The 25,181-nt window shown below is 69.4% G+C and carries 22 protein-coding genes; 12 read left to right on the forward strand and 10 right to left on the reverse strand.

Annotation, left to right across the window (positions count from 1 at the left end; translation table 11 throughout):
• Both lptG and lptF read right to left on the reverse strand, forming a co-directional pair.
• A complete protein-coding gene (gene lptG, locus M3U25_RS14070) occupies window positions 1–1,107 on the reverse strand; it encodes an LPS export ABC transporter permease LptG (protein WP_242159742.1) in 1,107 nt (368 codons plus the stop codon).
• Window positions 1,104–2,189 (reverse strand): LPS export ABC transporter permease LptF, encoded by a 1,086-nt coding sequence (gene lptF / locus M3U25_RS14075; protein ID WP_160948123.1) that lies wholly within the window; start codon window positions 2,187–2,189, stop codon window positions 1,104–1,106. Before lptF ends, lptG begins: the two co-directional genes overlap by 4 nt.
• Window positions 2,190–2,296: 107 nt before the next feature.
• Between lptF and M3U25_RS14080 the strand changes: the two genes are divergently transcribed.
• The 3 genes from M3U25_RS14080 to M3U25_RS14090 all read left to right on the forward strand — a co-directional run bounded on the left by M3U25_RS14080 (window position 2,297) and on the right by M3U25_RS14090 (window position 7,334).
• Entirely contained in the window at window positions 2,297–3,778 is a 1,482-nt protein-coding gene (locus M3U25_RS14080) for a leucyl aminopeptidase (RefSeq protein ID WP_355503088.1), read from the forward strand.
• Window positions 3,779–3,886: 108 nt separating this feature from the next.
• Window positions 3,887–4,312, forward strand: a complete 426-nt coding sequence (locus tag M3U25_RS14085; RefSeq protein WP_242081849.1) for a DNA polymerase III subunit chi — start codon at window positions 3,887–3,889, stop codon at window positions 4,310–4,312.
• 115 nt (window positions 4,313–4,427) lie between these two features.
• The gene (locus M3U25_RS14090) at window positions 4,428–7,334 is read left to right on the forward strand and encodes a valine--tRNA ligase (protein WP_355503086.1); all 2,907 of its coding nucleotides are present in this window, start codon (window positions 4,428–4,430) and stop codon (window positions 7,332–7,334) included.
• A gap of 158 nt (window positions 7,335–7,492) precedes the next feature.
• Here M3U25_RS14090 and M3U25_RS14095 read toward each other — a convergent pair whose 3' ends face one another.
• The 4 genes from M3U25_RS14095 to pssA all read right to left on the reverse strand — a co-directional run bounded on the left by M3U25_RS14095 (window position 7,493) and on the right by pssA (window position 11,031).
• Window positions 7,493–8,647: a pectate lyase gene (locus M3U25_RS14095; RefSeq protein WP_242159740.1), complete on the reverse strand. Its 1,155-nt coding sequence runs from the start codon at window positions 8,645–8,647 to the stop codon at window positions 7,493–7,495.
• 631 nt (window positions 8,648–9,278) lie between these two features.
• Window positions 9,279–9,767 (reverse strand): ribosomal protein S18-alanine N-acetyltransferase, encoded by a 489-nt coding sequence (gene rimI, locus M3U25_RS14100; protein ID WP_242159739.1) that lies wholly within the window; start codon window positions 9,765–9,767, stop codon window positions 9,279–9,281.
• Complete coding sequence (locus M3U25_RS14105; protein ID WP_355503083.1) at window positions 9,764–10,258, reverse strand: hypothetical protein; 495 nt, start codon at window positions 10,256–10,258, stop codon at window positions 9,764–9,766. Before M3U25_RS14105 ends, rimI begins: the two co-directional genes overlap by 4 nt.
• On the reverse strand, window positions 10,255–11,031 hold the full coding sequence (pssA, locus tag M3U25_RS14110; protein ID WP_355503081.1) for a CDP-diacylglycerol--serine O-phosphatidyltransferase: 777 nt from the start codon (window positions 11,029–11,031) through the stop codon (window positions 10,255–10,257). The genes M3U25_RS14105 and pssA overlap by 4 nt, the downstream gene beginning before the upstream one ends.
• A 77-nt stretch (window positions 11,032–11,108) precedes the next feature.
• Between pssA and M3U25_RS14115 the strand changes: the two genes are divergently transcribed.
• The 3 genes from M3U25_RS14115 (at window position 11,109) to M3U25_RS14125 (ending at window position 14,007) form a co-directional block, all read left to right on the forward strand.
• Window positions 11,109–11,501: a DUF4124 domain-containing protein gene (locus M3U25_RS14115; protein WP_355503079.1), complete on the forward strand. Its 393-nt coding sequence runs from the start codon at window positions 11,109–11,111 to the stop codon at window positions 11,499–11,501.
• A 100-nt stretch (window positions 11,502–11,601) separates the two neighbouring features.
• Entirely contained in the window at window positions 11,602–13,296 is a 1,695-nt protein-coding gene (locus tag M3U25_RS14120) for a proline--tRNA ligase (RefSeq protein ID WP_355503077.1), read from the forward strand.
• 249 nt (window positions 13,297–13,545) lie between these two features.
• On the forward strand, window positions 13,546–14,007 hold the full coding sequence (locus M3U25_RS14125) for an H-NS histone family protein (RefSeq protein WP_242159734.1): 462 nt from the start codon (window positions 13,546–13,548) through the stop codon (window positions 14,005–14,007).
• 61 nt (window positions 14,008–14,068) lie between these two features.
• Here the strand turns inward: M3U25_RS14125 and M3U25_RS14130 are convergent, their stop codons facing one another.
• A complete protein-coding gene (locus M3U25_RS14130) occupies window positions 14,069–15,328 on the reverse strand; it encodes a threonine/serine exporter family protein (RefSeq protein WP_160948130.1) in 1,260 nt (419 codons plus the stop codon).
• A 99-nt stretch (window positions 15,329–15,427) separates the two neighbouring features.
• Here M3U25_RS14130 and M3U25_RS14135 point away from each other — a divergent pair, with 99 nt between their 5' ends.
• The 4 genes from M3U25_RS14135 (at window position 15,428) to M3U25_RS14150 (ending at window position 19,045) form a co-directional block, all read left to right on the forward strand.
• A complete protein-coding gene (locus tag M3U25_RS14135) occupies window positions 15,428–16,540 on the forward strand; it encodes an ABC transporter permease (protein ID WP_355503074.1) in 1,113 nt (370 codons plus the stop codon).
• A gap of 81 nt (window positions 16,541–16,621) precedes the next feature.
• A complete protein-coding gene (locus tag M3U25_RS14140; protein ID WP_355503072.1) occupies window positions 16,622–17,443 on the forward strand; it encodes an ABC transporter ATP-binding protein in 822 nt (273 codons plus the stop codon).
• 4 nt (window positions 17,444–17,447) lie between these two features.
• Window positions 17,448–18,374, forward strand: coding sequence for an MlaD family protein (locus M3U25_RS14145; protein ID WP_242081818.1), 927 nt, complete (start codon window positions 17,448–17,450; stop codon window positions 18,372–18,374).
• The gene (locus tag M3U25_RS14150) at window positions 18,371–19,045 is read left to right on the forward strand and encodes an ABC-type transport auxiliary lipoprotein family protein (RefSeq protein ID WP_355503069.1); all 675 of its coding nucleotides are present in this window, start codon (window positions 18,371–18,373) and stop codon (window positions 19,043–19,045) included. The genes M3U25_RS14145 and M3U25_RS14150 overlap by 4 nt, the downstream gene beginning before the upstream one ends.
• 304 nt (window positions 19,046–19,349) lie before the next feature.
• On the opposite strand, the gene M3U25_RS14155 is transcribed toward M3U25_RS14150, so the two are convergent.
• Window positions 19,350–19,925 carry an alpha-ketoglutarate-dependent dioxygenase AlkB gene (locus M3U25_RS14155; RefSeq protein WP_355503067.1) on the reverse strand — a complete coding sequence of 192 codons (576 nt, stop codon included), beginning with the start codon at window positions 19,923–19,925 and terminating at the stop codon, window positions 19,350–19,352.
• A gap of 113 nt (window positions 19,926–20,038) precedes the next feature.
• Between M3U25_RS14155 and M3U25_RS14160 the strand changes: the two genes are divergently transcribed.
• Both M3U25_RS14160 and M3U25_RS14165 read left to right on the forward strand, forming a co-directional pair.
• On the forward strand, window positions 20,039–21,682 hold the full coding sequence (locus tag M3U25_RS14160) for an electron transfer flavoprotein-ubiquinone oxidoreductase (RefSeq protein WP_355503065.1): 1,644 nt from the start codon (window positions 20,039–20,041) through the stop codon (window positions 21,680–21,682).
• On the forward strand, window positions 21,679–23,745 hold the full coding sequence (locus M3U25_RS14165; protein ID WP_355503063.1) for a glycoside hydrolase family 99-like domain-containing protein: 2,067 nt from the start codon (window positions 21,679–21,681) through the stop codon (window positions 23,743–23,745). The genes M3U25_RS14160 and M3U25_RS14165 overlap by 4 nt, the downstream gene beginning before the upstream one ends.
• An 18-nt stretch (window positions 23,746–23,763) precedes the next feature.
• Here M3U25_RS14165 and M3U25_RS14170 read toward each other — a convergent pair whose 3' ends face one another.
• Window positions 23,764–24,396, reverse strand: a complete 633-nt coding sequence (locus M3U25_RS14170) for a CoA transferase subunit B (protein WP_355503061.1) — start codon at window positions 24,394–24,396, stop codon at window positions 23,764–23,766.
• A gap of 1 nt (window position 24,397) precedes the next feature.
• Window positions 24,398–25,135, reverse strand: a complete 738-nt coding sequence (locus M3U25_RS14175) for a CoA transferase subunit A (RefSeq protein ID WP_160948137.1) — start codon at window positions 25,133–25,135, stop codon at window positions 24,398–24,400.
• Window positions 25,136–25,181: the final 46 nt, after the last annotated feature.

A 25,181-nucleotide genomic window follows, 5' to 3' on the forward strand; every position in this document is an offset into this window, starting at 1 on the left:
CTAACTGCTGCGTTTTCGGAACAGCAACCAGGACACGGTGAGCATCACCAGCGGCGGCAAGGCGTAGGCGATGCGGTAGTCGAACTTCAGCGCGCCGGCCATGCGTCCGAAGAACAGCTGCAGCAGCCAGAACACCAGGGCGAACAGGATGCCCAGGAACAGGCGCTTGCCCATGCCGCCGCTGCGCAGCGCGCCGAACGCGAACGGGATCGCGGCGAAGCACAGCGCCAGCACGTTCAACGGATAGAACCAGCGGCTCCAGTACTGGTCCTCGTAGTCGCGCGCGTCCAGGCCGTTGCGGCGGCGGTACTCGATGCTGGTGTGCAGGTCGCGCGCCGACAGGTTGCGCGGCTTGGCCAGGCCCGAGGCCAGCGCCGCCGCATCCAGCCGCGATTGCCACGGCAGGCTGTCGAACTTCTCGCGCTGCACCGAGCGCTCGGCGAAGGTGTCGCGGTAGGCCTGCTTGAGGGTCCAGCCGCTGTGCCGGTGCTCGGCGATGGCGGCATGGGTCAGCGAGGCCAGCCGGCCGTTCTCGTCCAGCGTGTACAGGCGCACGTCGCGCAATTCCAGCCAGGTGCCGCCGTCGTCTTCCAGGTGCTCTTCGCCGGCCTGCGCGTTGAGGAAGGTGTTGCCCTCGCGCGCCCACAGCCCGGAGTAGCGGGCCATGCTCATGTCGCCGTTGTACTTGGCGTTGGCCTTGATCGCATCGGCCTGGTTCTGCGCCCACGGCGCCAGGGTCTCGCCGTTGACCACCATGGCCACGGTCAGCACCGCCATGGTCGCCGCCGCGGCCAGGCTCAGCCGGCGCCGCGACAGGCCCAGCGCGCGCAGCGCGGTCAGCTCGGAGGTGGCGGCGAGCTGGCCCAGGCCCATCAGCACGCCGATCACCGCGCCGGTGGGGAACAGGGTGTAGGCGCGGCGCGGCACCGTGTAGGCCACGAACGCGGCCGCATGGCCCAGGCTGTAGCTGCCAGTGCCGATCGTCTTGAACTCGTTGGACAGGGCCATGATCACGTCCAGGCCCAGCAGCACCGCCCAGGTCAGCAGCACCGTGCCGAGCACGGCGCGGCCCACGTACACATCGTGCAGGTTCGGACGCAGCCTCATGCCGGCTGCCTCCGCGGCCGCGACAGCCGGCCATCGCGCAGGTACATCCACACCGACAACGCCAGCAGCGGCAGGGTCAGCCACCACAGGCCGAGCGCGCGCGGCAGCTTCTCGGTGCTCAGCCACTGCGTGCCGAGGAACATCAGGTTGGTGCCGACCAGGTAGGCCAGGAACGCCAGCATGATCCGGCCATAGCGCTGCTGCCGCGGCGAGCTGCGCGACAGCGGCAGGGTCAGCAGGGCGAAGGCCAGCGCCAGCAGCGGCGGCGCCAGGCGCGCATGCAACTGCGCGTTGGCCTGCGGCCGCGGATCGCCGATCAGCTTGGCGGTGGGCAGCAGTTCCGGATCGTCGTCCTTGCGCGCGGCGTCACGGTCCGGCAACGCCACGTCGTTGCTGACGAAGCGCATCATCCGGTAGTCCAGCCCGTCGCCGGCCAGCGGCCCCTCGACCCGGTAGCCGTCCTCCAGGCGCAGGTAGCGGTCGGCCTTGCCCTCGAAGAACATGGCGCCGCGCTGCGCGGTGACCACGTCCAGGCGGCCGTCCTTCTGCCGCTGCATGAACACCTTGCTGAGCTTGGTGCCGTCCCCGGACAGGGTGCTGATGTAGACGATGCCGCCGTCGGACAGCGGGGTGAAGCGCCCGGCCTCCAGCCCGGCCATCAGCAGGCTATGGTTGGCCTCGTCGATCAGCCGGTCGGAGGTGCGGTCGGCCCAGGGGCCCAGCCACAGCGAGCACATGCCGACCAGGGTCACCACCGGGATCACCAGCATCAGGATCGGCCGCAGCAGGCGCCGCGGGCCCACGCCGATGGCGGTGATCACCGCCATTTCCGAATCCCGGTACAGCCGCGCCAGCGCCAGCAGCAGGCCCAGCATCAGCGCCAGCGGCAGAATCAGCGGCAGGTACACCACGAACTGCAGGCCCAGCTGTGAAAACAACAACTTGGCCGGGATGCGGCCATCGGCGATGTTGCCCAGGATGTCCACCAGCACACCACCGACGCTGACCACCAGCAGCACGATCAGGGTGGCCGAGAAGCTCTGGACGAAATCGCGCAGCAGGTATCGATCGAGCTTCGGCATGGGGGTGGGTTGATTTAAACTCTCGGATTCGTTCGCGGCGGACCCAGCCTATCCGACTGGGGGTAAAGAGTCCGCGATTGTACGGATTTGCCAACGGAATCTGATCAATGGCCCTGGAATTCACCCTGAACCACGACGCCCCGGCCACCGCGGCGTTCGACTGCATCGTCGTCGGCGTGTTCGCCGACAAGCGCCTGTCCCCGGCCGCCCAGGCCCTGGACGCGGCCAGCGGCGGACGCCTGACCGCGCTGGCCGAACGCGGCGACGTCAGCGGCAAGACCGGCGCCACCGCCCTGCTCCACGACCTGCCCGGCGTGAAGGCGCCGCGCGTGCTCGCGGTGGGCCTGGGCGACGCCGCCAAGTTCGGCGTGCCGCAATACCTGAAGGCGGTCGGCGACGCCGCGCGCGCCCTCAAGAGCGGGCCGGCGACCAGCGCGCTGCTGACCCTGAGCGAGCTGGAGGTCAAAGGTCGCGACCAGGCCTGGGCGATCCGCCAGGCGGTGATCGCCAGCGACCACGCCTGCTACCGCTACACCGCCACCCTCGGCAAGAAGAAGCCCGACGACAGCGGCCTGGCGCAGTTGGCCGTGCACGGCGACGACGCCACCGCGCTGGCCCAGGGCGAGGCGATCGCCGCCGGCGTGAAATTCGCCCGCGAACTGGGCAACCTGCCGCCGAACCTGTGCACCCCGGCCTACCTGGCCGAGACCGCCGCCGCCTTCGCCCAGGGCGTGGACGGCGCCGAGGCCGAGATCCTCGACGAGACGCAGATGCAGGAGCTGGGCATGGGCTCGCTGCTGGCGGTGGCGCGCGGCTCGGCCAACCGGCCGCGGTTGCTGGTGCTGAAGTGGAACGGCGGCGGCGATGCCCAGCCCTACGTGCTGGTCGGCAAGGGCATCACCTTCGACACCGGCGGCGTCAACCTGAAGACGCAGGGCGGCATCGAGGAGATGAAGTACGACATGTGCGGCGGCGCCAACGTCATCGGCACCTTCGTCGCCGCGGCCACTGCGCGCCTGCCGCTGAACCTGGTGGTGGTGGTGCCGGCGGTGGAGAACGCCATCGACGGCAATGCCTACCGCCCGTCGGACGTGATCACCAGCATGTCCGGCAAGACCATCGAGGTCGGCAACACCGACGCCGAGGGCCGCCTGATCCTGTGCGACGCGCTGACCTACGCCGAGCGCTTCAAGCCGGCGGCGCTGATCGACGTGGCCACCCTCACCGGCGCCTGCATGGTCGCCCTCGGCCACCAGACCGCCGGCCTGATGAGCAAGCACGACGACCTGGCCGCCGAACTGCTGGCCGCCGGCGAGCACGTGTTCGACCGCGCCTGGCGCCTGCCGCTGTGGGACGAGTACCAGGGCCTGCTGGATTCCAGCTTCGCCGACGTCTACAACATCGGCGGCCGCTGGGCCGGCGCGATCACCGCCGGCTGCTTCCTGTCGCGCTTCACCGAAGGCCAGCGCTGGGCGCACCTGGACATCGCCGGCGTGGCCAGCGACGAAGGCAAGCGCGGCATGGCCACCGGCCGCCCGGTGGGGTTGTTGTCGCAGTGGTTGCTCGACCGCGTTGCGGCCGGGAATTGAGAAACGGGAATCGGGAATCGTGAAAAGCGCCTTGTCTGACCCAACCGGAGGCGGCGCGCGCGCCGCCCGCTGTTCCCATTCCCCATTCCCCATTCCCCACTCCCAGCCCTGATGCGCGCCGACTTCTATCTGATCGCCAAGCCGCGGTTCCTCAACGAACCGCTGCGGCTGGTGTGCGAGCTGGCGCGCAAGGCCAACGACGCCAACCTATGGACCCTGGTGCTGGCGCGCGACATGGCCCAGGCCGAGGAGCTGGACGAACTGCTGTGGGCGTTCGATGCCGACGCCTACATCCCGCACCAGATCGCCGACGCCGATGCCGACGAAGAAGAGGCGCAGGTGCTGATCGTGCCGCCCGGCGTCGACGCGCCGGAGCGCCCGCTGGTGATCAACCTGCGCGATGCGCCCTACCTCGGCGCCTGCGAGCGCGTCCTGGAAGTGGTCCCGGCCGACCCATCCGCGCGCGAACCGCTGCGCGAGCGCTGGAAGCAGTACAAGGCGCAGGGCTACGCGGTCACCAAGCACGATATGTGATGAAGCGGAGAATCGGGAATGGAGAATCGGGAATCGTTTCTCCAAGCGCCGCATTGAGGCGGCTCCCGCTCTGCGCTCCATCGATTCCCCATTCCCGATCCCCGATTCCCAGCCCATGACCACCCTCGCCTCCAGCTACGATCCCAAGTCCTTCGAATCGCGCCTGTACGCGCAATGGGAAGCGTCCGGTTACTTCACGCCGTCCGGGCAGGGCACGCCGTACACGGTGCTGCTGCCGCCGCCGAACGTGACCGGCACGCTGCACATGGGCCACGCCTTCCAGCAGACGCTGATGGATGCGCTGGTGCGCTACCACCGCATGCGCGGCTTCGACACGCTGTGGCAGGTCGGCAGTGACCATGCCGGCATCGCCACCGAGATGGTGGTGTCGCGCAACCTGACGCTGGAAGGCAAGGGCGAGACCCGCGATTCGCTGGGCCGCGACGGCTTCATCGCCAAGGTCTGGGAGTGGAAGCAGCACTCCGGCGACACCATCGAGCGGCAGATGCGCCGCCTCGGCACCTCCGCCGACTGGTCGCGCAGCACCTTCACCATGGATCCGCAGCCGTCGGCGGCGGTGGTCGAGGCCTTCGTGCGCTGGCACGAACAGGGCCTGATCTACCGCGGCCAGCGCCTGGTCAACTGGGACCCGGTGCTGAAGACCGCGATCTCCGACCTGGAAGTGGAGAACGTCGAGGAAGACGGCTTCCTGTGGTCGATCGCCTACAAACTGGACGACGGCGCCAGCTACGAACACGTCGAGCACGACGCCGACGGCAACGAGACCCTGCGCGAGACCCGCGACTACCTGGTGGTCGCCACCACCCGCCCGGAAACCCTGCTCGGCGATACCGCGGTGATGGTGCACCCGGAGGACGCGCGCTATGCGCACCTGATCGGCAAGACGGTGACGCTGCCGCTGACCGGCCGCCGCGTGCCGGTGATCGGCGACGACTACGTCGATCGCGCGTTCGGCACCGGCGTGGTCAAGGTCACCCCGGCGCACGACTTCAACGACTACCAGGTCGGCGTGCGGCATGGGTTGCCGATGATCAACCTGTTCACCCCGACCGCCGCGCTCAACGACAGCGTCCCGGAAAAATACCGCGGCCTGGACCGCTTCGACGCGCGCAAGGCGGTGCTGGCCGATCTGGAAGACCTCGGCATCCTGGTCGAGACCAAGCCGCACAAGCTGCAGGTGCCGCGCGGCGATCGCACCGGCCAGGTGATCGAGCCGTATCTCACCGACCAGTGGTTCGTGAAGATGGACGCGCTGGCCAAGCGCGGCCTGGAGCTGGTCGAGTCCGGGCAGATCCAGTTCGTGCCGCCGAACTGGATCAACACCTACCGCCACTGGATGGAGAACATCCAGGACTGGTGCATCAGCCGCCAGCTGTGGTGGGGCCATCGCATCCCGGCCTGGTTCGACGACGCCGGCAACTGCTACGTCGGCCGCGACGAGGCCGACGCACGCGCCAAGGGCGGCCTGGCTGCCGATGTCGCCCTGCACCAGGACAGCGATGTGCTGGAGACCTGGTTCTCCTCGCAGCTGTGGCCGTTCGCGACCATGGGCTGGCCGGATCCGCAGGCGATGGCCGAGCGCGGCTTCGACCGCTACCTGCCGTCGAGCGTGCTGGTCACCGGCTTCGACATCATCTTCTTCTGGGTGGCGCGCATGATCATGGCCACCGATAGCTTCACCGGCAAGGTGCCGTTCCGCGACGTCTACATCACCGGCCTGATCCGCGACAAGGACGGGCAGAAGATGTCCAAGTCCAAGGGCAACGTGCTTGATCCGCTGGACATCATCGACGGCATCGACATCGAGGACCTGGTCGCCAAGCGCACCACCGGCCTGATGCAGCCGCGCATGGCCGAGAAGATCGAGAAGGCCACGCGCAAGGAATTCCCGAACGGCATCGTCGCCCACGGCGCCGACGCGCTGCGTTTCACCATCGCCGCGCTGGCCGGCCACGGCCGCGACATCAAGTTCGACCTGGGCCGCGCCGAGGGCTACAAGAACTTCTGCAACAAGTTGTGGAACGCCAGCCGCTTTGTGCTCATGAACACGCCGGGCGGGGATTCGGGAGTGGGGATTCGGGAGTCCCAAGAGCCGGTCACCGATGCCGAGAAATGGATCCTGCTGCGGCTGCAGGCGGTGACCGCCGAGGCGCAGGCGCAGTTCGCCGCATACCGCTTCGATCTGCTGGCGCAGTGCCTGTACGAATTCGCCTGGAACGAGTTCTGCGACTGGTTCCTGGAACTGGCCAAGCCGGCGCTGAGCGGCGACGACGCGGCCGCCGCCGACAGCACCCGCCACACCCTGCTGCACGTGCTGGAGACCCTGCTGCGCCTGCTGCACCCGCTGACCCCGTTCGTCACCGAGGAACTATGGCAGCAGGTGGCGCCGCGCCTGGGTATCGCCGCGCCGACCATCTCGCTGCAGCCGTACCCGGACGCGGCGGCGATGGACGTGGCCGCCTACGCCGGCGCCGCGGCCGACGTGGAATGGCTGAAGGCGATGGTGTCGGCGCTGCGCCGCGTGCGCAGCGAATTGCAGGTAGCGCCGTCGCGGCAGGTGCCGCTGCTGCTGCAGGGCGGCCAGGCACAGGATCGTGCGCAGATTGATAACCCCACGGTGGTTTCCGAAAAGTCCGCTCCCTCTTACTGGACGCAAGACCGTGCCCGCGTAGAACGGTTCACGCCGCAGCTGCGCTTCCTACTCAAGCTCGACGATATTGAGTGGCTGCAGGATGGTGCCGCGGCGCCGGCCGCGGCCACCGCGATCGTCGGCGAGCTGAAGCTGCTGGTGCCGCTGGAAGGGCTGGTCGACCTGGATGCCGAACGCCTGCGCCTGGACAAGGAGATCGCGCGCGTCGCGTCCGAGAAGGACAAGAGCGAGGCCAAGCTGGGCAAGTTCACCGACAAGGTGCCGGCCGCGGTGGTCGAGCAGGAACGCCAGCGCCTGATCGACTGGAGCGCGCAGCTCGACGGCCTGCGCGCGCAGCGCGCCAAGCTGTAGGAGCAGCGCGATCACGCCACCGTAGGAGCGGCTTCAGCCGCGACCTGGTTTTCATGGGAACGCCCGGTCGCGGCTGAAGCCGCTCCTACGACGCGCTGCCGAAATTGCCGCACCACCACACCGCCGCCCGGTCTTCCAGGCGGCGGCGCAGCGATCCTTCAGAGCTTGCCGGCGCCGGCCTTGGCCTTGACGTCGGCGGCCACCTTGTTCGCCGGCAGCAGCGAGTAGGTGTACGGCGGGGTCCAGCCGATGCTGTTGTTCCAGGAGCAGGTCAGCGCCTTGCCGTTGAGCAACGAGCCGAAATCGCGGTAGACGCTGCCGCCGTAGTCGGCCGCGATCTTGTCGCAGCTGCTCACACCACTGATGTCGAAGACGTTGTTCTCGGAGAAGATCTTCGACTCCTTGCCGACGCCGTGCGCGTAGGAGAACGGATACACCGCGTGGCTGGTGCTGCCCACGTGGTAGTTGTTGTACAGGTGCACCTGGCCGAAGCGCACACGCGGCGCGCGCGCGGAGATGTTCTCGAACAGGGTGTTATGGATGGTCACCTTGAGCTTGCCGCTGTCGGTGCTGGAGGCGCTGTCGCTGGAGCCGATCAGGTTATTCTTCTCGTGCGACTTGAACGCCGAGTAGGACACGGTGACGTAGTTGGCGCCCTTCTTGATGTCCAGCGCGCCGTCGTGGTGCTGCTTGGGCCGGCCGTTGGCGGTGCCGTTCTGGTCGTCGGTGCGGCGGCCGTCGGTGAAGGTCACATGGTCTACCCACACGTTGCTGGCGCCCTCGATGGTCATGCCGTCGTATTCGGAATTCCAGTTGCCGGCGCTGCCGTCGTCCGGATCCCACACCGGCTGCGGATCCCAGGGGTTCTCGATGGTCAGGTTGCGCACGATCACGTCGTTGGCCTTGACGTAGAAGTAGCCCTCGCGGATCTCGGCGTTGCTGCCCACGCCGATCAGCGTGGTCTTGGTCGGGATGTCCAGGCGTGCGCGGCTCTTCATGTCCGCGGTGGTGCTGTACGGGGTGCCTTCGCTGATGTCGATGATGCCGTTGACCTTGATGATGCGGCCATTGCTGCCGGCGCTGGCCTTCAGCGCAGCCTTCAGCTGCGCCGCCGTGCTGACGCTGTAGACGTCGGCCGCGGCGGCCTTGGAACCGCCCTTGGTGCCGCCGTTCTGCGTGGCCCAGCCGGTGCTGGCGACCTCCAGGCTGGCGTCGGCCTGGGCGGCGCCAGCGATGCCGGCCAGGCACAGGGCCAGGCCGAACGTGCGCAGCGGCGAGCGCGGCGATGGAGCGATGCGGGACTGCGTGGTCATCCTGGAAACCTCGTGAGCATGCGTGGTTTGGACGCAGGCGCGCGCGCTCCGCCACAGCGGCATGCACGGCGACGCCTGCGCGATCGCTGTCCCCTCGGACAACTGCGGGTCATGCCTTCGTGGGAGGCAGGCGCCGAAGAGGCGCGCACTGTAGGGAGCGCGTAGCCCGTGTAAAGAGACGATGGAGAAACGCACGATCCAACCGCACGATATGTGAGCCGCATCGAACGAATCGCCCGCGCGCGACAGTGCGCCGCGACGCCATCGCTGCGGGACAACAACGCTGTCCCACCGACAGCAGGCGACATTCCGCGGCTCGCCTGCAACCGCGCAAAAACACCGGAAAAAGCCGCCAAGGCGATTGGGCGCGCGCCGGGCCTTGCACAGCGGCGCGCGGCACGCAGGCGCGATCACCGCAGCGAACGTGCTGCCGGCACCACCCCCGACCGCCTGCAGCGGGATCGCTCAGCTCATGCGGTGTCGCGCGCGGCGCAGTGCCGTTGCGCCGCCCGGGCACAGGCCAGCGCCATCCACCATCCCCTCATCGGCCGCGTGCGCCGACGCTGTCCGCACACAAGTGACGGCAGCGCACGAAGGACCGCACGTCGCCCGCGGCGGACGCGCAGGGATCTCAGGACATGCCGTCGAAGAACAGCTCGATCGCCATTACCAGCGCGTCCTCGCGACCGTTCGCGGCCGGGTAGTAGCGCGGGCGCCGGCCGATCTCGTTGAAGCCTTCGCTGTGGTACAGGGCGATCGCGTTGGGATTGGACGGGCGCACTTCCAGGAACACCCGGCGCGCACCGAGGTCGACGCCGTACTTGATCAGCGCGCGCAGCAGCAGCCGGCCGTAGCCGCGCGACTGCCGCTCCGGCGCCACGCAGACGTTGAGGATGTGCGCCTCGTCGGCGGCGACGCTGATCACCCCGTAGCCGACGATCGTGCCCTCCTCCACCAGCACCCAGCCCGGATAGCCGGCCTGCAGGCAGTCGCGGAAGATGCCGCGGGTCCAGGGGAACGGATAGGCGCGGCGCTCGATCTCCATCACCGCGTCCAGATCGGCCTCGCGCAAGGCACGCAGCGTGGCCGTCGGCGCCGGTGCCGAGCCGAGCGCGCTCATCGCGGCACCCGCTTGCGCAGCGCGCGCAGCTGCGGCCACAGCGCGCGCTTGGCCGCGGCATTGCCACGCAGTTCGTCCAGCGGCCAGGTCGCCATCAGCGCCTGCGTGGCCGGATCGTTGGGATTGAGGCCGGAGGCGCGCAGCAGGGCGATCTGCAGGCGGTCGGGCAGGCGCAACCCGACCCGGCGCGCCCCTGCCGTGGGCGCCGCTCGCACCGCGTCCGGCTGCACCGTCGGTGCCGGCGGCGCGGATGCCCGCCGCCGCTCCGGTGCGTCGCCGGCCGGCATGTCGGCGGCGAGGCCGCCACGTGGCGGCGCCGATGCCGATGGCGCGCGCTGCACCGGCGCCGCCGGCTCGATCGCCGGCGACGCGGCGGGCTCGGGCTCGACCACGGCCGCGGCGTCCACGTAGACGGTGTGGCCGAGCGCCTGCAGCCAGCCGACCTGCTCGGCCGACCACAACGGCGCATGTCCGGACGCGTGCTCGCTCATGCCGCGTCCGGCACCCTGCGCCAGCGCCGCCACAGCCACAGGCACGGCCCGGACAGCGCGTACAGCACGCCGATCGCCAGCAGCGCCCGCGCCAGGTCGATGACCAGCACCGCCAGCACGATCGGCGCCAGCACCAGCATCAGGAACGGCACCCGGTCGGTGCGCGGGTCCTTCTCGCCGCTGCCCTTGAAGCTCCAGAAGCGGATGCGGCTGACCATCAGCAGTGCCGCGGTCACGGTCAGGCCCAGGGCCACGTAGCGCAGCTGTTCGCCGTCCCAGCCCAGCGAGCCGTCGGCGAAGGACCACACGAAGGCCATCATCAGCCCCGCCGCGGCCGGGCTGGCCAGGCCCACGAACCAGCGCTTGTCGACCGTGCCGACCTGGGTATTGAAGCGGGCCAGGCGTAGCGCGGCGCAGGCCGCGTACAGGAACGCCGCCGACCAGCCGACCCGACCCAGCATGCTGCCGTCGAACTTCAGCGCCGACAGCGACCAGTGGTACATCACCAGCGCCGGCGCCATGCCGAAGCTGACCAGGTCGGCCAGCGAGTCGTACTGCACGCCGAATTCGCTGCTGGTGCCGGTCAGCCGCGCCACGCGCCCGTCCAGCCCGTCCATCACCGCGGCCACGAACACCGCCACGCTGGCGTGCACGAACTGGCCGTTGGCGGCGGCGATGATGGCGTAGAAACCGGAGAACAGGCCGGCGGTGGTGAACAGGTTCGGCAGCAGGTAGATGGTGCGCGAACGGGGGGGCGGTCGGGATGGGTCCATCCCGTCAGTCTAATCGACTTGCCAGGCCCGTCGGCGGGTGCTGCAATCGGCGCTCCCGCCGCGCCCTGGAGACCGAGATGCGCGTCCTGCCCCGGCTTTGCTGCCTGCCCCTGCTCGCCGTCAGCGGCATGCTCGGCGCCACCACCCTGTACCAATGGAAGGACGCGCAGGGCGTCACCCACTATGCCGAGACCCCGCCCGCCGGCGGCAAGTACCAGGTCCGCAAGGTCGACACCCGCGGCGACGCCCCGGCCGAGACGCCCGCGGCGGCCCCGGCCGAGAACGGCCAGTGCCTGACCGCGCGCAAGAACCTGGACATCCTCAACAAGCCCGGCAAGATCACCACCGACAGCGATGGCGACGGCAAGCCGGACGGGGAACTGGACGAATCCCAGCGCGCCTCGCAGAAGGCCCTGGCCGAGGCCGCGATCAAGGCCTACTGCACCCCGGCGGCCGCACCCGCCAAGTAACCCGCACGCACCCCGAACGCGCCGGGCCGGCCGCGGGCGATGCCCGCAGCGCCGGCAATGACTGGCAAAATGGGCGACCCGCCGTCTGCGAAGCCCCTCGATGCGCCTTTCCCAGTTCCACCTGCACACCACCAAGGAAACCCCGGCCGACGCCGAACTGGTCAGCCACCAGCTGATGCTGCGCGCGGGCATGATCCGCAAGCTCGCCTCCGGCCTGTACACCTGGTCGCCGCTGGGCCTGCGCGTGCTGCGCAAGGTGGAAACGGTGGTGCGCGAGGAAATGAACCGCGCCGGCGCGGTGGAAGTGCTGTTCCCGACCATCCAGCCGCGCGAGCTGTGGGATGCCACCGGACGCTGGAGCAAGTTCGGCGGGCTGATGCTGCGCATGCAGGACCGCAAGGAACAGGACTACTGCTACAGCCCAACCGCCGAAGAGGCCGCCGCCGATTTCGCGCGGCAGGAGCTGAGCAGCTACAAGCAGCTGCCGGTCAACTTCTACCAGATCCAGACCAAGTTCCGCGACGAGATCCGCCCGCGCTTCGGGGTGATGCGTGCGCGCGAGTTCCTGATGAAGGACGCCTATTCGTTCCACCTCAGCGACGAGGACCTGGCGCGCGAATACGAGAACATGAAGGCGGCCTACACCCGCATCTTCACCCGCCTGGGCCTGCAGTTCCGCGCGGTGCAGGCCGATTCGGGCGACATCGGCGGCGACGCCTCGCAGGAATTCCACGTGCTGGCCGCCTCCGGCGAGGATTCGCTGGCGTTCTCCACCGGCTCGGACTACGCGGCCAACGTCGAGGCGGCGATCGCCGCAGCGCCGGCGCCGCGCGCGGCGGCAGGCGAGGACCTGCGCAAGGTCGCCACGCCCACCCAGAAGACCTGCGAGGCGGTAGCCGAGCTGCTCGGCATCCCGCTGCAGCGCACGGTCAAGTCGGTGGCGGTGATGGCCGGCGAGACCTTCGTGCTGGCGCTGGTGCGCGGCGATCACACGATCAACGAGATCAAGCTGGGCAAGGTCGCCGGCCTGGCCGGTTACCGCATGGCCAACGAGGCCGAGATCCGCGCGCACCTGGGCAGCGAACCGGGCTTCCTCGGCCCGCTCGGCCCGCGCCAGCCGATCCGCGTGGTCGCCGACCGCGACGTGGCGGCGCTGGCCGACTTCGTGGTCGGCGCCAACGAGTCCGGCTTCCACCTGGCCGGGGTCAACTGGGGCCGCGACCTGCCGGAACCGGACGCCGTCGCCGACCTGCGCAACGTGGTCGAAGGCGAACGCGCCCACGACGGCGGCGAGATCCGCCTGGCGCGCGGCATCGAGGTCGGCCATGTGTTCCAGCTCGGCCGCCAGTATGCGCAGGCGCTGGACGCCACCGTGGTGGACGAGAACGGCAAGACCGTGACGCTGGCGATGGGCTGCTACGGCATCGGCATTTCCCGCATCGTCGCCGCGGCGATCGAGCAGAACCACGACGACGTCGGCATTCGCTGGCCGCAGCCGATGGCGCCGTGGACGGTGGCGGTGTGCGTGATCAATCCCAAGCGCGACGCGGCGGTGGACGCCGCCGGCGAAGCGTTGCTGGCGGAACTGCAGCAGGCCGGGCTGGACGCGGTGCTGGACGACCGCGGCCTGCGCCCCGGCGCGATGTTCGCCGATATCGAACTGATCGGCGTGCCGCACCGGGTGGTGGTCTCGGAACGGGGCTTGGCCGCCGGCACCTTCGAATATCGCGCGCGCAGCGGCGGCGATGCCGAACACCTGGATCGTGCCACCTTGCTGGCCCGATTGCAGGCATGACCAAAGGGCCGGGACGATATCCCGGCCCTTTTTCTTTACGCCACCATCACGCCACATGGGCGAAACCGACAGGGTATCGCCGCAATTGAATACGTCCGGCATGAATCCATAAGGACATATTCCAGGGGATTGCGTTCGCAGATACCCGGACGCGAATAAGCCGGATATTTGTCAAGCCGATTCGGCATCATTATGATTCTGCGCTGCCAGGGAATGGCGGAAGGCCACCACCCATTTTCCGGAGTAAAGATGACCATCGATCTCAGCGGCCTGTCGGCCAAGCAATTGGGCGCCCTCATCAAGACCGCCAAGAAGCAGCAGTCCATCGTCGCCAAGCGCACTCCCATCGCCAAGGTCCGCACCCAGTTGACCCGTCTGGCCAAGAGCCACGGCTACAGCATCGAGGAAGTCTTCGGCGGCGCTCCCGCCGCACGCGGCCGCAAGGCCGGCAAGCCGGGCCCGAAGCCGGGCCGCAAACTGGGCAAGGTACCGCCGAAATACCGCAATCCCGCCAATGCCGCCGAAACCTGGACCGGCCGCGGCAAGCAGCCGCGCTGGCTGGCCGACCTGGTCGCCAAGGGCAAGAAGGTCGAGGATTTCCTGATCGCCGGTGGCGCTGCCAAGTCCGCCGCACCGGCCAAGAAAACCGCCAAGAAGGCGGTCAAGCGCGTCGCCAAGAAGGCCAGCAAGAGCACCGCGCCGAAAGCCTGATCCGGCAACGGAAATACCGACGAAAAGCGCCGGCGCATGCCGGCGTTTTTTATTACCGGATTCAAAGATTCTTGCGCGCCGGCACCAGAAGATTGCCGAACAACAGGCCGGCGACCAGCGCCATCACGATATTGGTCACCGTCAGCAGCGCCGATTGTCCGCCGAGCACGTCCTGCTGCTGGACCAGGGTCAGCAACCCGCGCAGGCTGGCGCTGCCGGGCACCAGCATGATGATGCCCGGCAGCCGCACCAGCGCCCCCGGCCGCTGCACGATGCGCCCGAACAGATTGCCGGCCGCGGTCAGCACCATCGCCGACAGGAAGATGCCGACCGGGCTGCCCCAGGCGTCGCCGGCGAAGCGCGCGATCGTATAGCCGGCCACCGAAGCGGCCATCACGAACGGATAATCGCGACCGCTGGCCTTGAACAGCAGCGCGAACGCGTAGGCGGCCACCAGCAGCGAGGCCCATTCCACCCAGCCGTGTTGCGGCCGCGACGCGCGCACCATCGGCTCCAGGCCGAGCAGTTGCGCCAGGGTCACCGCGATCACCGCGCCGACGGTCAGCTTGACGATGGTGGTGACCGCACCGGCGAAGCGCGCCGTGCCCGAGACCCAGTGCTGGCTGGTCAGTTCGTTGACCGCATTGGTCAGCGCCATACCCGGCAGCAGCACCACCAGCGAGGCGATGATCACCGTATTGAGATTCAGCGGCGCGACGAAACTGGCCACCAGGGTCGCGACGAAACCGGCCAGCAGCGCCGCCAGCGCGTCGTTGGCTTCCTTGGTCGCCGGGCGCTTGTCGGTGAGCTGGGTGAGCACGCCGATCAGCAGGCCGATCGCGGTGGCGGTGGCGATGTCCAGCCACGGCAGGCGCCACAGCCCGGCCACGCCGGCCGCGGCCAGACCGAAGCCGAGCACCTGCATCGCGATCCAGCGCGGTCCCGGCGGCTGGTCCAACTGGCGCAGCGCGGTGTGGCCCTGGGCCACGCTCATGCGCCCGCTGGCCACGTCGTCGGCGATGCGGTCGGCGACGCTGAGCTTGTGCAGGTCGTTGTCGCCCGGCGCCAGCCGCACCACGCGGGTGATGTCGCTGGAGCCGATCGCCTTGGTCGGGTCGCTGAAGCTGAGGATCAGCCCGGTCGGGTTGGACCAGGGTTCGCAGTCCAGGTCCAGTTGCTGCGCCAGTGCCACCACCGCCGCCTCCAGCCGCTGCGCGGTGGTGCCATAGGTGTGCAGTCGCCCGGCGATGTCGGAGACGAAGGCGATGCGCTGCGCGTAGGTCGCGGTGGCGGAGGGGCTGACGGTGGGAGCGGCGGGCATGTCGGCTAGTATGGCGCGAACGCCGCGCCCGGCCACCCGTCGCGATCACCACATCTGCAACACGGGCGAAACAGGTATGCTCGCGCACCGGACGCCCCCATGATCGAACCGCAACCGCCCAAACTCAGCCAGGACGACCGAGACCCCTCGCGGGTGCGGCTGACCGGCAGTTGGACCCTGGCCACGGCCCTGGCCTCCTCGGAAGTGCTGCGCGGCATGCCGGCCGGCACCACCGGCATCGACGCCAGCGGCATCGCCCAGCTGGATTCGGCCGGGGTGCTGCAGTTGATGCGCTACGCCACGCGCAACGGCATCGCCCACGAGGCGCTGGATTTCCGCCAGGATCACCGCGCGCTGGTCTCCACCATCGAGGACGTGGCCGACGACCGCCCCAAGCACAAGCGCGACTACGGCTTCGCCGCGGCGCTGGAGCGCCTGGGCTACGCGGTCCACCGCAACGGCAAGGAAATCGTCGCCCTGGTCGGCTTCCTTGGCGAGACCCTGGTCAAGTTGCTGCGGCTGCTGCACGCGCCGCGCCGGTTCCGCCTGACCGCCACCGTGCACCACATGGAGCAGGTCGGCCTGGACGCGGTGCCGCTGGTGGCGCTGCTGTCCTACCTGGTCGGCGCGGTGATCGCCTTCCTCGGCTCCACCATCCTGCGCGACTTCGGCGCCGAGATCTATGTGGTGGAACTGGTCAGCATCGCCTTCCTGCGCGAGTTCGCGGTGCTGCTGACCGCGATCGTGCTGGCCGGACGCACCGCCAGCGCCTTCACCGCGCAGATCGGCGCGATGAAGGCGCGCGAAGAGGTCGACGCGATCCAGACCCTGGGCCTGGATCCGATGGACCTGCTGGTGATCCCGCGGCTGGTGGCGCTGCTGCTGATGCTGCCGCTGCTGACCTTCGTGGCGATGATCGCCGGCCTGGCCGGTGGCGTCACCGTCGGCGCCTTCGACCTGGGCATCCCGCCGCAGATGTACCTGGCGCGCATGCACGACACCATCCAGATCCGGCACATGCTGGTGGGCCTGTCCAAGGCGCCGATCTTCGCCATCGTGATCGGCCTGATCGGCTGCCTGGAAGGGCTGCGCGTGGAAGGCACCGCCCAGTCCGTCGGCGAGCGCACCACCTCCAGCGTGGTGCAGACGATCTCGCTGGTGATCATCATCGACGCGATCGCCGCGCTGTGGTTCATGAACATGGGGTGGTGAGTTGAAGCCGGGAATCGAACATCGAGAATCGGGAATGGGGAACGCCGGCTGCGTCAGCGACGTCGGCCGGGAGTGCGCGCCTTGACCATTCCCGATTCCCCACTCCCGACTCCCGACCAGGAACTGGCCATCTCCGTCCGCGGCCTGGTCAATCGCTTCGGCAGCCAGACCGTGCACGAGGACCTGGACCTGGACGTGCGCCGCGGCGAGATCCTCGGCGTGGTCGGCGGCTCGGGTACCGGCAAGTCGGTGCTGATGCGCACCATCCTCGGCCTGCGCGACCCCGATGCCGGCAAGATCCAGGTGCTCGGCGTGGATACCGATTCCGGGCGCCGCGCCGATCGCCTGCACGTGGAGCGCAACACCGGCGTGCTGTTCCAGGACGGCGCGCTGTTCTCTTCGCTGACCGTCGGCGAGAACGTGCAGGTGCCGCTGAAGGAGCATTTCGGTGAACTGCCCGACAGCTGGCATTACGAACTGGCGCTGCTCAAGGTGAAGCTGGCCGGCCTGCCCGCCGATGCATTGAACAAGCTGCCCTCGCAGCTGTCCGGCGGCATGCGCAAGCGCGCCGGGCTGGCGCGCGCGCTGGCGCTGGACCCGCCGCTGCTGTTCCTGGACGAACCCACCGCCGGCCTGGACCCGATCGGCGCGGCCGCCTTCGACCGGCTGATCCGCACCCTGCAGGAAGCGCTGGGCCTGACCGTGTTCCTCATCACCCACGATCTGGACACCTTGTACGCTATCTGCGACCGCGTGGCGGTGCTGGCCGACCGCAAGGTCATCGCCAACGCGCCGCTGGCCGAGATCGAGCAAGTGGACCATCCGTGGATCCAAGAGTATTTCCACGGCCCGCGCGCCCGCGCCGCACGCGATGCCAAGACCGCCTGGACCGAGACCCCCTGAGCCCATGGAAACCAAAGCCAATTACGTGCTGATCGGCGCCTTCACCATCGTGGTGGGAATCGCGCTGCTGCTGTTCGGACTCTGGGCCGCCAAGTACTCCTCCGACCGCACCTGGCAGGAATACCGCGTGGTGTTCCGCGAGGCGGTGACCGGCCTGTCGGTCGGCAGCCCGGTGCAGTACAACGGCATCGCGGTGGGGTCGATCACCGAGCTGACCCTGGCGCCGAACGACCCGCGCCAGGTGGTGGCGCGGATCCGGGTCAACTCGACCACGCCGATCAAGAGCGACACCCGCGCCAAGCTGGGCATCACCAGCCTGACCGGCCCGTCGATCATCCAGCTCTCCGGCGGCACGCCGGAAGCGCCGACGCTGACCTCGATCGACAACAGCGACGCGCCGATCATCCAGACCACGCCCTCGGCGCTGCAGAACATCACCGACACCGCCAACCGCATCGTCGAGCGCCTGGACGAGGTGCTCAGCGACCGCAACGTGGCCAGCATCACCGCCACCCTGCACAACCTGGAGACGATCAGCGGCGGCCTGGCCGACCGCGACCAGGGCATGCAGTCGCTGATCGTCAGCGCGCGCGACGCCGCGCGCAACCTGGACACCACGCTCAAGACCACCAACGGCACCATCCAGCGCCTGGACCAGAATCTGGTGCAGCAGCTGCCGCCGATCCTGAACAAGCTGGAGGACACGCTGAGCAAGCTGGATTCGGCCGCAGGCAATGCCGACAAGATCCTTGGCGAGAACCGCTCGGCGATCAACAGCTTCGCCAACGACGGCCTCGGCCAGCTCGGCCCGACCCTGACCGAACTGCGCGGCCTGATCCGCGACCTGCGCCGGGTCAGCGACCGCCTGGACAACAACCCCGCGCGCTACCTGCTCGGCCGCGACGCCCCGAAGGAGTTCAAACCCAAATGAAGCCGATGCGCGCCTTCCTCCTGCTCGCCGTGCCGGCCCTGCTGCTGGCCGGCTGTTCGCTGACCGGCGGCAACAAGGAGCCGGTGACGATCTACGCGCCGGACGTGCGGGTGACCGCGGACCCGGCCTGGCCGCAGGTGCGCTGGCAACTGGCGCTGACCAAGCCCAGCGCCGCGCGCGTGGTCGACAGTGCGCGCATCGCGGTGCGCCCGACGCCGGACGAACTGCAGGTGTACGGCGGCGTCAGCTGGGCGCAGCCGGCCACCGACATGCTCGAGGACATGCTGCTGCGCGCGTTCGAGGATTCCGGGCGCATTCCGGGCGTGGCCCGGCTCGGCACCGGCATTCGCGCCGACTACAAGCTGCTGCTGGACCTGCGCCGCTTCGAATCGGACTACGCCGGGCGCACGGTGCCGTCGGCGACCATCGAACTCAATGCCAAATTGCTGTACAGCGCCGACCAGCGCGTGGTCGCCTCGCGCACGTTCCTGGTGACCCAGCCTGCCGCCGGCACCGCCGAATCGCAGGTGGTCGACGCCTTCGGCCAGGCCATGTCGCAACTCGGCCACGACGTGGTCGGCTGGACCCTGCAGCAGGGCCAGGCCGACGCCGCCACCGCGTTGGCGCCCACCGTGCCGCCGCCGGCGAGCACGAAGCCGCCGCGGCGCTGAATGGCTCCCCTCTCCCTTCGGGAGAGGGGTCGGGGGTGAGGGTACGGCGGCCGCGGAGTCATTTCCCCAGATACCTCCCTAGCCACCCGCCCCTCATCCGCCCCTTCGGGGCACCTTCTCCCGGTGGGAGAAGGAGTCAAGGCATCCGACGGCAACGGTGCCGCTTTGCTCCCCTCTCCCACCGGGAGAGGGTCGGGGGTGAGGGTGCGGCGGCCGCGGAGTCATCCCCCCAGATACCGCCCTAGCCACCCGACCCTCATCCGCCCCTACGGGGCACCTTCTCCCAGTGGGAGAAGGGTGGGCGCTAGACGATCCGGCGAAACGTCAGGTTGATCCGCTCCCCCACCGGCCTGGCGGTGCGTGGCAGCGCGTGCCGGTACAGGCGCTGGGTCTCGCCCGCCATCAGCAGCAGCCCGCCGGAGGTCAGTTCCAGCGCCTGGCGCAGCGCCGGCTGCTGGCGATGGCGCAGCACGAAGCGGCGCGTGGCACCCAGGCTCAGCGAGGCGATCACCGGCGCCGGGCCGAGTTCGCGCTCGTCGTCGCTGTGCCAGCCCATGGCGTCGCGGCCGTCACGGTAGCGGTTGGCGAGCACGCTGTTGAATTCCACCCCGGTCTCGGCCGCCAGCCGCGCACGCAACGGCCGCAGCGCCGCCGGCCACGGATGCGGCGCGAAACGGGTGCCGGAGTAGCGGTAGCTGGCGTCGGCATCGCCGATCCAGCAGCTCAGCCGCGGCGAGTCGACCAGCTTGCCGAACAGGCGGATGCGATGCACCTCCCACGGCACCTCGTGCAGCAACTGCGCGCACAGCGCTGCCGCCGCGGCCGGGTCCAGCCATTCGGGGTACCAGCGCACATCGGCGCCGGGCAGGTCCAGTTCCATCGGGCCACGCTAGCATGCCGGGCGCCACCATACGCCTGCGTGCGGAATTTGCCCCTTCACGCGCAAACCCTGAAAATGCAGGCAGCCAGAACGAGCCAACGGGAGCGGAGCAGATGACGGGAACCGAGGGCGGCGCCAACGCGCCGGAGCCAGTGGAGCGCGACGTCATGGAGTACGACGTCGTCACCGTCGGCGCGGGCCCGGCCGGGTTGGCGTTCGCGATCCGGCTCAAGCAGCTCAACCCCGACATCTCGGTCTGCGTGATCGAGAAGGCCAGCACCATCGGCGCGCACATCCTGTCCGGCGCGGTGATCGAACCGGCGCCGCTGGATGCGCTGCTGCCGGGCTGGCGCGACAACCCGCCGCCGATCTGCGTACCCGCGGCCGAGGACGAGTTCTGGTACCTCAGCAAGGACGGCGGACACAAGTTCCCGATGGTGCCGCCGGGCATGCGCAACCACGGCAATTTCATCGTCAGCCTCGGCGCGATGTGCGCCTGGCTGGCGCCGCAGGCCGAAGCGCTGGGCGTGGAAATCTACCCCGGCTTCGCCGCCGCCGAGACCCTGCACGCCGAAGACGGCACGGTGCTGGGCGTGCGCATCGGCGACATGGGCGTGGCCAAGGACGGATCGCACAAGCCGGGCTACACCGCCGGCATCGACATCCGCGCCAAGGTCACGGTGCTGGCCGAGGGCGCGCGCGGGCATCTGACCAAGCGCCTGATCGCGCGCTTCGCGCTCGACGCCGGCCACGATCCGCAGGCGTTCTCGATCGGCATCAAGGAGCTGTGGCAGCTGCCCGAGGGCCGCGTCAGCCCCGGCAAGATCGTGCACACCCTCGGTTGGCCGGCCGACAGCAAGACCTATGGCGGCAGCTTCCTGTACCACCTGGAGAACAACCAGGTGGCGCTGGGCTATGTCAGCGGCCTGGACTATCGCGATCCCGAGTACCGCCCGTGGGAAGCCTTCCAGCAGTGGAAGAACCACCCGATGATGAAGTCGCTGCTGGAAGGCGGCAGCATCCTCTCGGCCGGCGCCCGCGCCATCGCCAGCGGCGGCTGGCAGTCGCTGCCCAAGGTGGAGATGCCCGGGGCGCTGCTGATCGGCGACACCGCCGGCCTGCTCAACGTGCCCAAGATCAAGGGCACCCACCAGGCGATCCGCAGCGGCATGCTCGCCGCCGAACACCTCGCCGCCGGCGCCGCGCTCGACCCGGCCGGCTTCGACGCGCGCCTGCGCGACTCGGAGGTGATGGCCGAGCTGCGCCAGGTGCGCAACATCAAGCCCGGCTTCAAGAAGGGCCTATGGTTCGGCCTGCTCAACGGCGCGTGGGAGACCCTGGTCAAGGGCGCCTCGCCGTGGACGCTGAAGGTCGGCGCCGACTGGAAGAGCCTGGACCGGCTGGGCGAGCACGAGCAGCCCAAGCGCGACTACGCGCAGCGCGAGCTGGCCCCGCGCGACCGCCTGCAGGGCGTGTACTTCGCCGCCACCGAGCACGACGAGGATCAGCCGGTGCACCTGCACGTGCTCGATCCGCAGATCTGCGTGACCCGCTGCACCGAGGAATACGGCAACCCCTGCACGCGCTTCTGCCCGGCGGCGGTGTACGAGATCGTCGACGACGCGGCCGGCAAGCGCCTGCAGATCAATGCCGCCAACTGCGTGCACTGCAAGACCTGCGACATCAAGGATCCCTACGCGATCATCGACTGGGTGACACCGGAAGGCGGCTCCGGGCCGAATTACCAGAACCTGTGAGCGCAGGCCTGCCCACGCGCCTGAAGACCGCGCTGTACCTCGCCCTGCGCGCCGGCTTCCGCGCCCTGCCGCTGGCGCCGGCGCAGCGCGACCGCCTGCGCGCGCGCTTCCTCGATCGCCATGCTGACCTGGTGCCGCCACCGCCGCGTGGCCGCGCCGCCGCCGGACACGGCGAACGCCGGCCGCGCGCGCGCGCCGACGAACCTGCGATCGGGTACGTGCCTTCGCAGCAGATCCCGTTGCCCTCGCCGCTGCCGGCCACCGTGGTGGCGTTCTACCTGCCGCAGTTCCATCCGATTCCGGAGAACGATGCCTGGTGGGGCACCGGCTTCACCGAATGGCGCAACGTCACCCGCGCGCTGCCGCAATTCGAAGGACACGTGCAGCCACGCCTGCCGGCCGACCTGGGCTTCTACGACCTGCGCAATCCGCACAGCATGCGGCAGCAGGTCGCCCTGGCGAATCAGTACGGCGTCGGCGCGTTCTGCTTCTACTTCTACTGGTTCGGCGGCAAGACCCTGCTGGAGACACCGCTGCGGCAGTGGCTGGACGATCCCACGCTGGAGCTGCCGTTCTGCCTGTGCTGGGCCAACGAGCAGTGGTCGCGGCGCTGGGACGGCCGCGGCGACGACGTGCTGATGGCGCAGGCGCACAGCGCGCAGGACGACCTGGACTTCATCGCGCACGTCGCCGACTACCTGCGCGACCCGCGTTGCCTGCGCGTGGACGGCCGGCCGATGCTGCTGGTGTACCGCCCGCACCTGCTGCCGGATCCGCGGGCCACCGCCACGCGCTGGCGCGACTGGTGCCGGGCGCACGCCATCGGCGAACTGCACCTGGCCTACGTGCAGGGCTTCGAGCGGCCGGACCCGCGCGACATCGGCTTCGACGCGGCGGTCGAGTTCCCGCCGAACATGAGCAATCCGCGTTCGCTGGCCGCCGACCAGCAACTGCTCAATCCCGACTACAGCGGCGCCGTGCTGGATTGGCGCGCCCTGGCCGCGGAGATCGCCGCACGCCCGCTGCCCGACTATCTGCTGTATCCGGGCGTCAACCCGGGCTGGGACAACGAAGCGCGCCGCCCGGGCGCCGGCCGCGTCTATCTGCACGCCTCACCGCGCGGCTATGAGGACTGGCTGCGCACCACCATCCATACCCGACTGCAGGGCCGGCGCGCCGAGCAGCGCCTGGTGTTCGTCAACGCCTGGAACGAGTGGGCCGAAGGTGCCGTGCTGGAACCGGATGCGCGGCTGGGCCACGCCTATCTCGACGCCACCCGGCGCGCGCTGACGCCGCTGCCGGCACGCGACACGACACCGCACGCGATCATCCACGCCTTTTATCCCGAGGTGCTGCCCGAACTGCTGGCGCAACTGGCGGCGAGCGCCCTGTCGTGGCGCCTGCTGGTCACCACCTCGCCCGAGCAGGCCGATGCGGTGCGCGCGCACCTGCGCGCCTGTGCGTTCCCGCACGACGTGATGGTGCTGGAGAACCGCGGCCGCGACATCCTGCCGTTCCTGCACGCGGCCGAGCGGCTGCTGCGCGACGGCGTGGACGTGGTACTGAAGCTGCACACCAAGCGCAGCACCCATCTGCACAACGGCGATGCCTGGCGCTCCGAGCTGCTGCAACGTCTGGCCGGCGCCGACCGCACCGCGCGCGTGCTCGAAGCCTTCGCGCAGGATCCTGCGCTCGGCCTGGTCGCGCCCGAAGGCCACCTGCTGCCGTTGACCGAATTCTGGGGCGGCAACCGCGCGGCCGCCGACTATCTGCTACGCCGCACCGGCCACAGCGACGCGCGCCTGGCGCAGGCGCAGTTCATCTCGGGCAGCATGTTCTGGGCGCGCCTGGACGCGTTGCGGCCGCTGCTGGACAGCGGCCTGTGCCCGTCGGAATTCGAGGCGGAGCAAGGGCAACTCGACGCCACCCTGGCGCACGCGGTGGAGCGACTGGCGGCGCCATTGGCCGAGCGTGCCGGCTACCGGGTGGCCACCGTGGCCGAGCTGCTCGGCCAGCCACCACCAGCAGCCACCGGCTACGCCTACGCGCAGCGCAGCGCCTGAACGGCGCCGACGCAGCGCTTACGCGCGCCGGAACGGCACGCCGGTCTTGGCGACCAGCTCCGCCTCGTCCACGCCCTCGGCGGTTTCCACCAGCACCAGGCCGCTGTCGGTGACGTCGAACACGGCCAGGTCGGTGATGATGCGGTCGACCACACCCACGCCGGTCAGCGGCAGGTCGCAGGCCGGCAGGATCTTGTGGCTGCCGTCCTTGGCCACGTGTTCCATCAGCACGACCACGCGCTTGACCCCGGCCACCAGGTCCATCGCCCCGCCCATGCCCTTGACCATCTTGCCGGGCACCATCCAGTTGGCCAGGTCGCCCTGCGCGCTGACCTGCATCGCGCCGAGGATGGCCAGGTCGATGTGGCCGCCACGGATCATCGCGAAGGAGTCGTGGCTGCCGAAGTAGCTGGCGCCGGCGCGGGCGGTGACGGTCTGCTTGCCGGCGTTGATCAGGTCGGCATCAACCTCGTCCTCGCTCGGGAACGGGCCGATGCCGAGCAGGCCGTTCTCCGACTGCAGCCACACGTCCACGCCGTCGGGAATATGGTTGGCGACCAGGGTCGGCAGGCCGATGCCCAGGTTCACGTAGGCGCCGTCGGTGAGTTCGCGGGCGGCGCGCTGCGCCATGTCGTCGCGGGTCCAGGCCATGTCAGGCGTCCTTCTGGCGCAGGGTGCGCTGTTCGATGCGTTTTTCGGGATGCGGGTTGTGCACGATGCGGTCGACGTAGATGCCCGGCAGGTGCACCTGGTCCGGATCCAGGCTGCCGGTCTCCACCACCTGCTCGACCTCGGCGATGCAGAGCTTGCCGGCCATCGCACAGGCCGGATTGAAGTTGCGCGCGGTCTTGCGGAACACCAGGTTGCCGGCGGCATCGGCCTTCCACGCCTTGACCAGGGCCACGTCGGCGCGCAACGCGGTCTCCAGCACGTAGTGCTTGCCGTCGAATTCGCGGGTCTCCTTGCCCTCGGCCACCACCGTGCCGTAGCCGGTGGCGGTGAAGAACGCGGGAATCCCGGCGCCACCTGCGCGCAGGCGTTCGGCCAGGGTGCCCTGCGGGTTGAATTCCAGCTCCAGCTCGCCGGCCAGGTACTGGCGTTCGAACTCCTTGTTCTCGCCGACATAGGACGAAATCATCTTGCGGATCTGCCGCGTCGCCAGCAGCTGGCCCAGGCCGAAGCCATCGACGCCGGCATTGTTGGAGATCACGGTGAGACCGCCCACGCCGCTGTCGCGCAAGGCCGCGATCAAGGCCTCGGGAATGCCGCACAGGCCGAACCCGCCGACCGCCAGGGTCTGGCCGTCCGCCACCACATCGGCCAGCGCCGTGGCCGCATCGGGGAAAAGCTTGCCGCGCCGCCCGCCCGCAGGGGTAGAGGTGTCGCCCATTCGCCAGCTCCGCATTGGAATGTAGACAGCTAGTTTAGCCGCTCGG

The sequence above is a fragment of the Xanthomonas sp. PPL134 genome (genome assembly GCF_040595915.1).
Taxonomy (GTDB): Bacteria; Pseudomonadota; Gammaproteobacteria; order Xanthomonadales; family Xanthomonadaceae; genus Xanthomonas_A; species Xanthomonas_A indica.

Coding starts and splice junctions, on each gene's coding strand:
- lptG (WP_242159742.1), bottom strand. CDS start 1,107: ATGAGGCTGCGTCCGAACCTGCACGATGTGTACGTGGGCCGCGCCGTG.
- lptF (WP_160948123.1), bottom strand. CDS start 2,189: ATGCCGAAGCTCGATCGATACCTGCTGCGCGATTTCGTCCAGAGCTTC.
- M3U25_RS14080 (WP_355503088.1), top strand. CDS start 2,297: ATGGCCCTGGAATTCACCCTGAACCACGACGCCCCGGCCACCGCGGCG.
- M3U25_RS14090 (WP_355503086.1), top strand. CDS start 4,428: ATGACCACCCTCGCCTCCAGCTACGATCCCAAGTCCTTCGAATCGCGC.
- M3U25_RS14095 (WP_242159740.1), bottom strand. CDS start 8,647: ATGACCACGCAGTCCCGCATCGCTCCATCGCCGCGCTCGCCGCTGCGC.
- rimI (WP_242159739.1), bottom strand. CDS start 9,767: ATGAGCGCGCTCGGCTCGGCACCGGCGCCGACGGCCACGCTGCGTGCC.
- M3U25_RS14105 (WP_355503083.1), bottom strand. CDS start 10,258: ATGAGCGAGCACGCGTCCGGACATGCGCCGTTGTGGTCGGCCGAGCAG.
- pssA (WP_355503081.1), bottom strand. CDS start 11,031: ATGGACCCATCCCGACCGCCCCCCCGTTCGCGCACCATCTACCTGCTG.
- M3U25_RS14115 (WP_355503079.1), top strand. CDS start 11,109: ATGCGCGTCCTGCCCCGGCTTTGCTGCCTGCCCCTGCTCGCCGTCAGC.
- M3U25_RS14120 (WP_355503077.1), top strand. CDS start 11,602: ATGCGCCTTTCCCAGTTCCACCTGCACACCACCAAGGAAACCCCGGCC.
- M3U25_RS14125 (WP_242159734.1), top strand. CDS start 13,546: ATGACCATCGATCTCAGCGGCCTGTCGGCCAAGCAATTGGGCGCCCTC.
- M3U25_RS14130 (WP_160948130.1), bottom strand. CDS start 15,328: ATGCCCGCCGCTCCCACCGTCAGCCCCTCCGCCACCGCGACCTACGCG.
- M3U25_RS14135 (WP_355503074.1), top strand. CDS start 15,428: ATGATCGAACCGCAACCGCCCAAACTCAGCCAGGACGACCGAGACCCC.
- M3U25_RS14145 (WP_242081818.1), top strand. CDS start 17,448: ATGGAAACCAAAGCCAATTACGTGCTGATCGGCGCCTTCACCATCGTG.
- M3U25_RS14150 (WP_355503069.1), top strand. CDS start 18,371: ATGAAGCCGATGCGCGCCTTCCTCCTGCTCGCCGTGCCGGCCCTGCTG.
- M3U25_RS14155 (WP_355503067.1), bottom strand. CDS start 19,925: ATGGAACTGGACCTGCCCGGCGCCGATGTGCGCTGGTACCCCGAATGG.
- M3U25_RS14160 (WP_355503065.1), top strand. CDS start 20,039: ATGACGGGAACCGAGGGCGGCGCCAACGCGCCGGAGCCAGTGGAGCGC.
- M3U25_RS14170 (WP_355503061.1), bottom strand. CDS start 24,396: ATGGCCTGGACCCGCGACGACATGGCGCAGCGCGCCGCCCGCGAACTC.
- M3U25_RS14175 (WP_160948137.1), bottom strand. CDS start 25,135: ATGGGCGACACCTCTACCCCTGCGGGCGGGCGGCGCGGCAAGCTTTTC.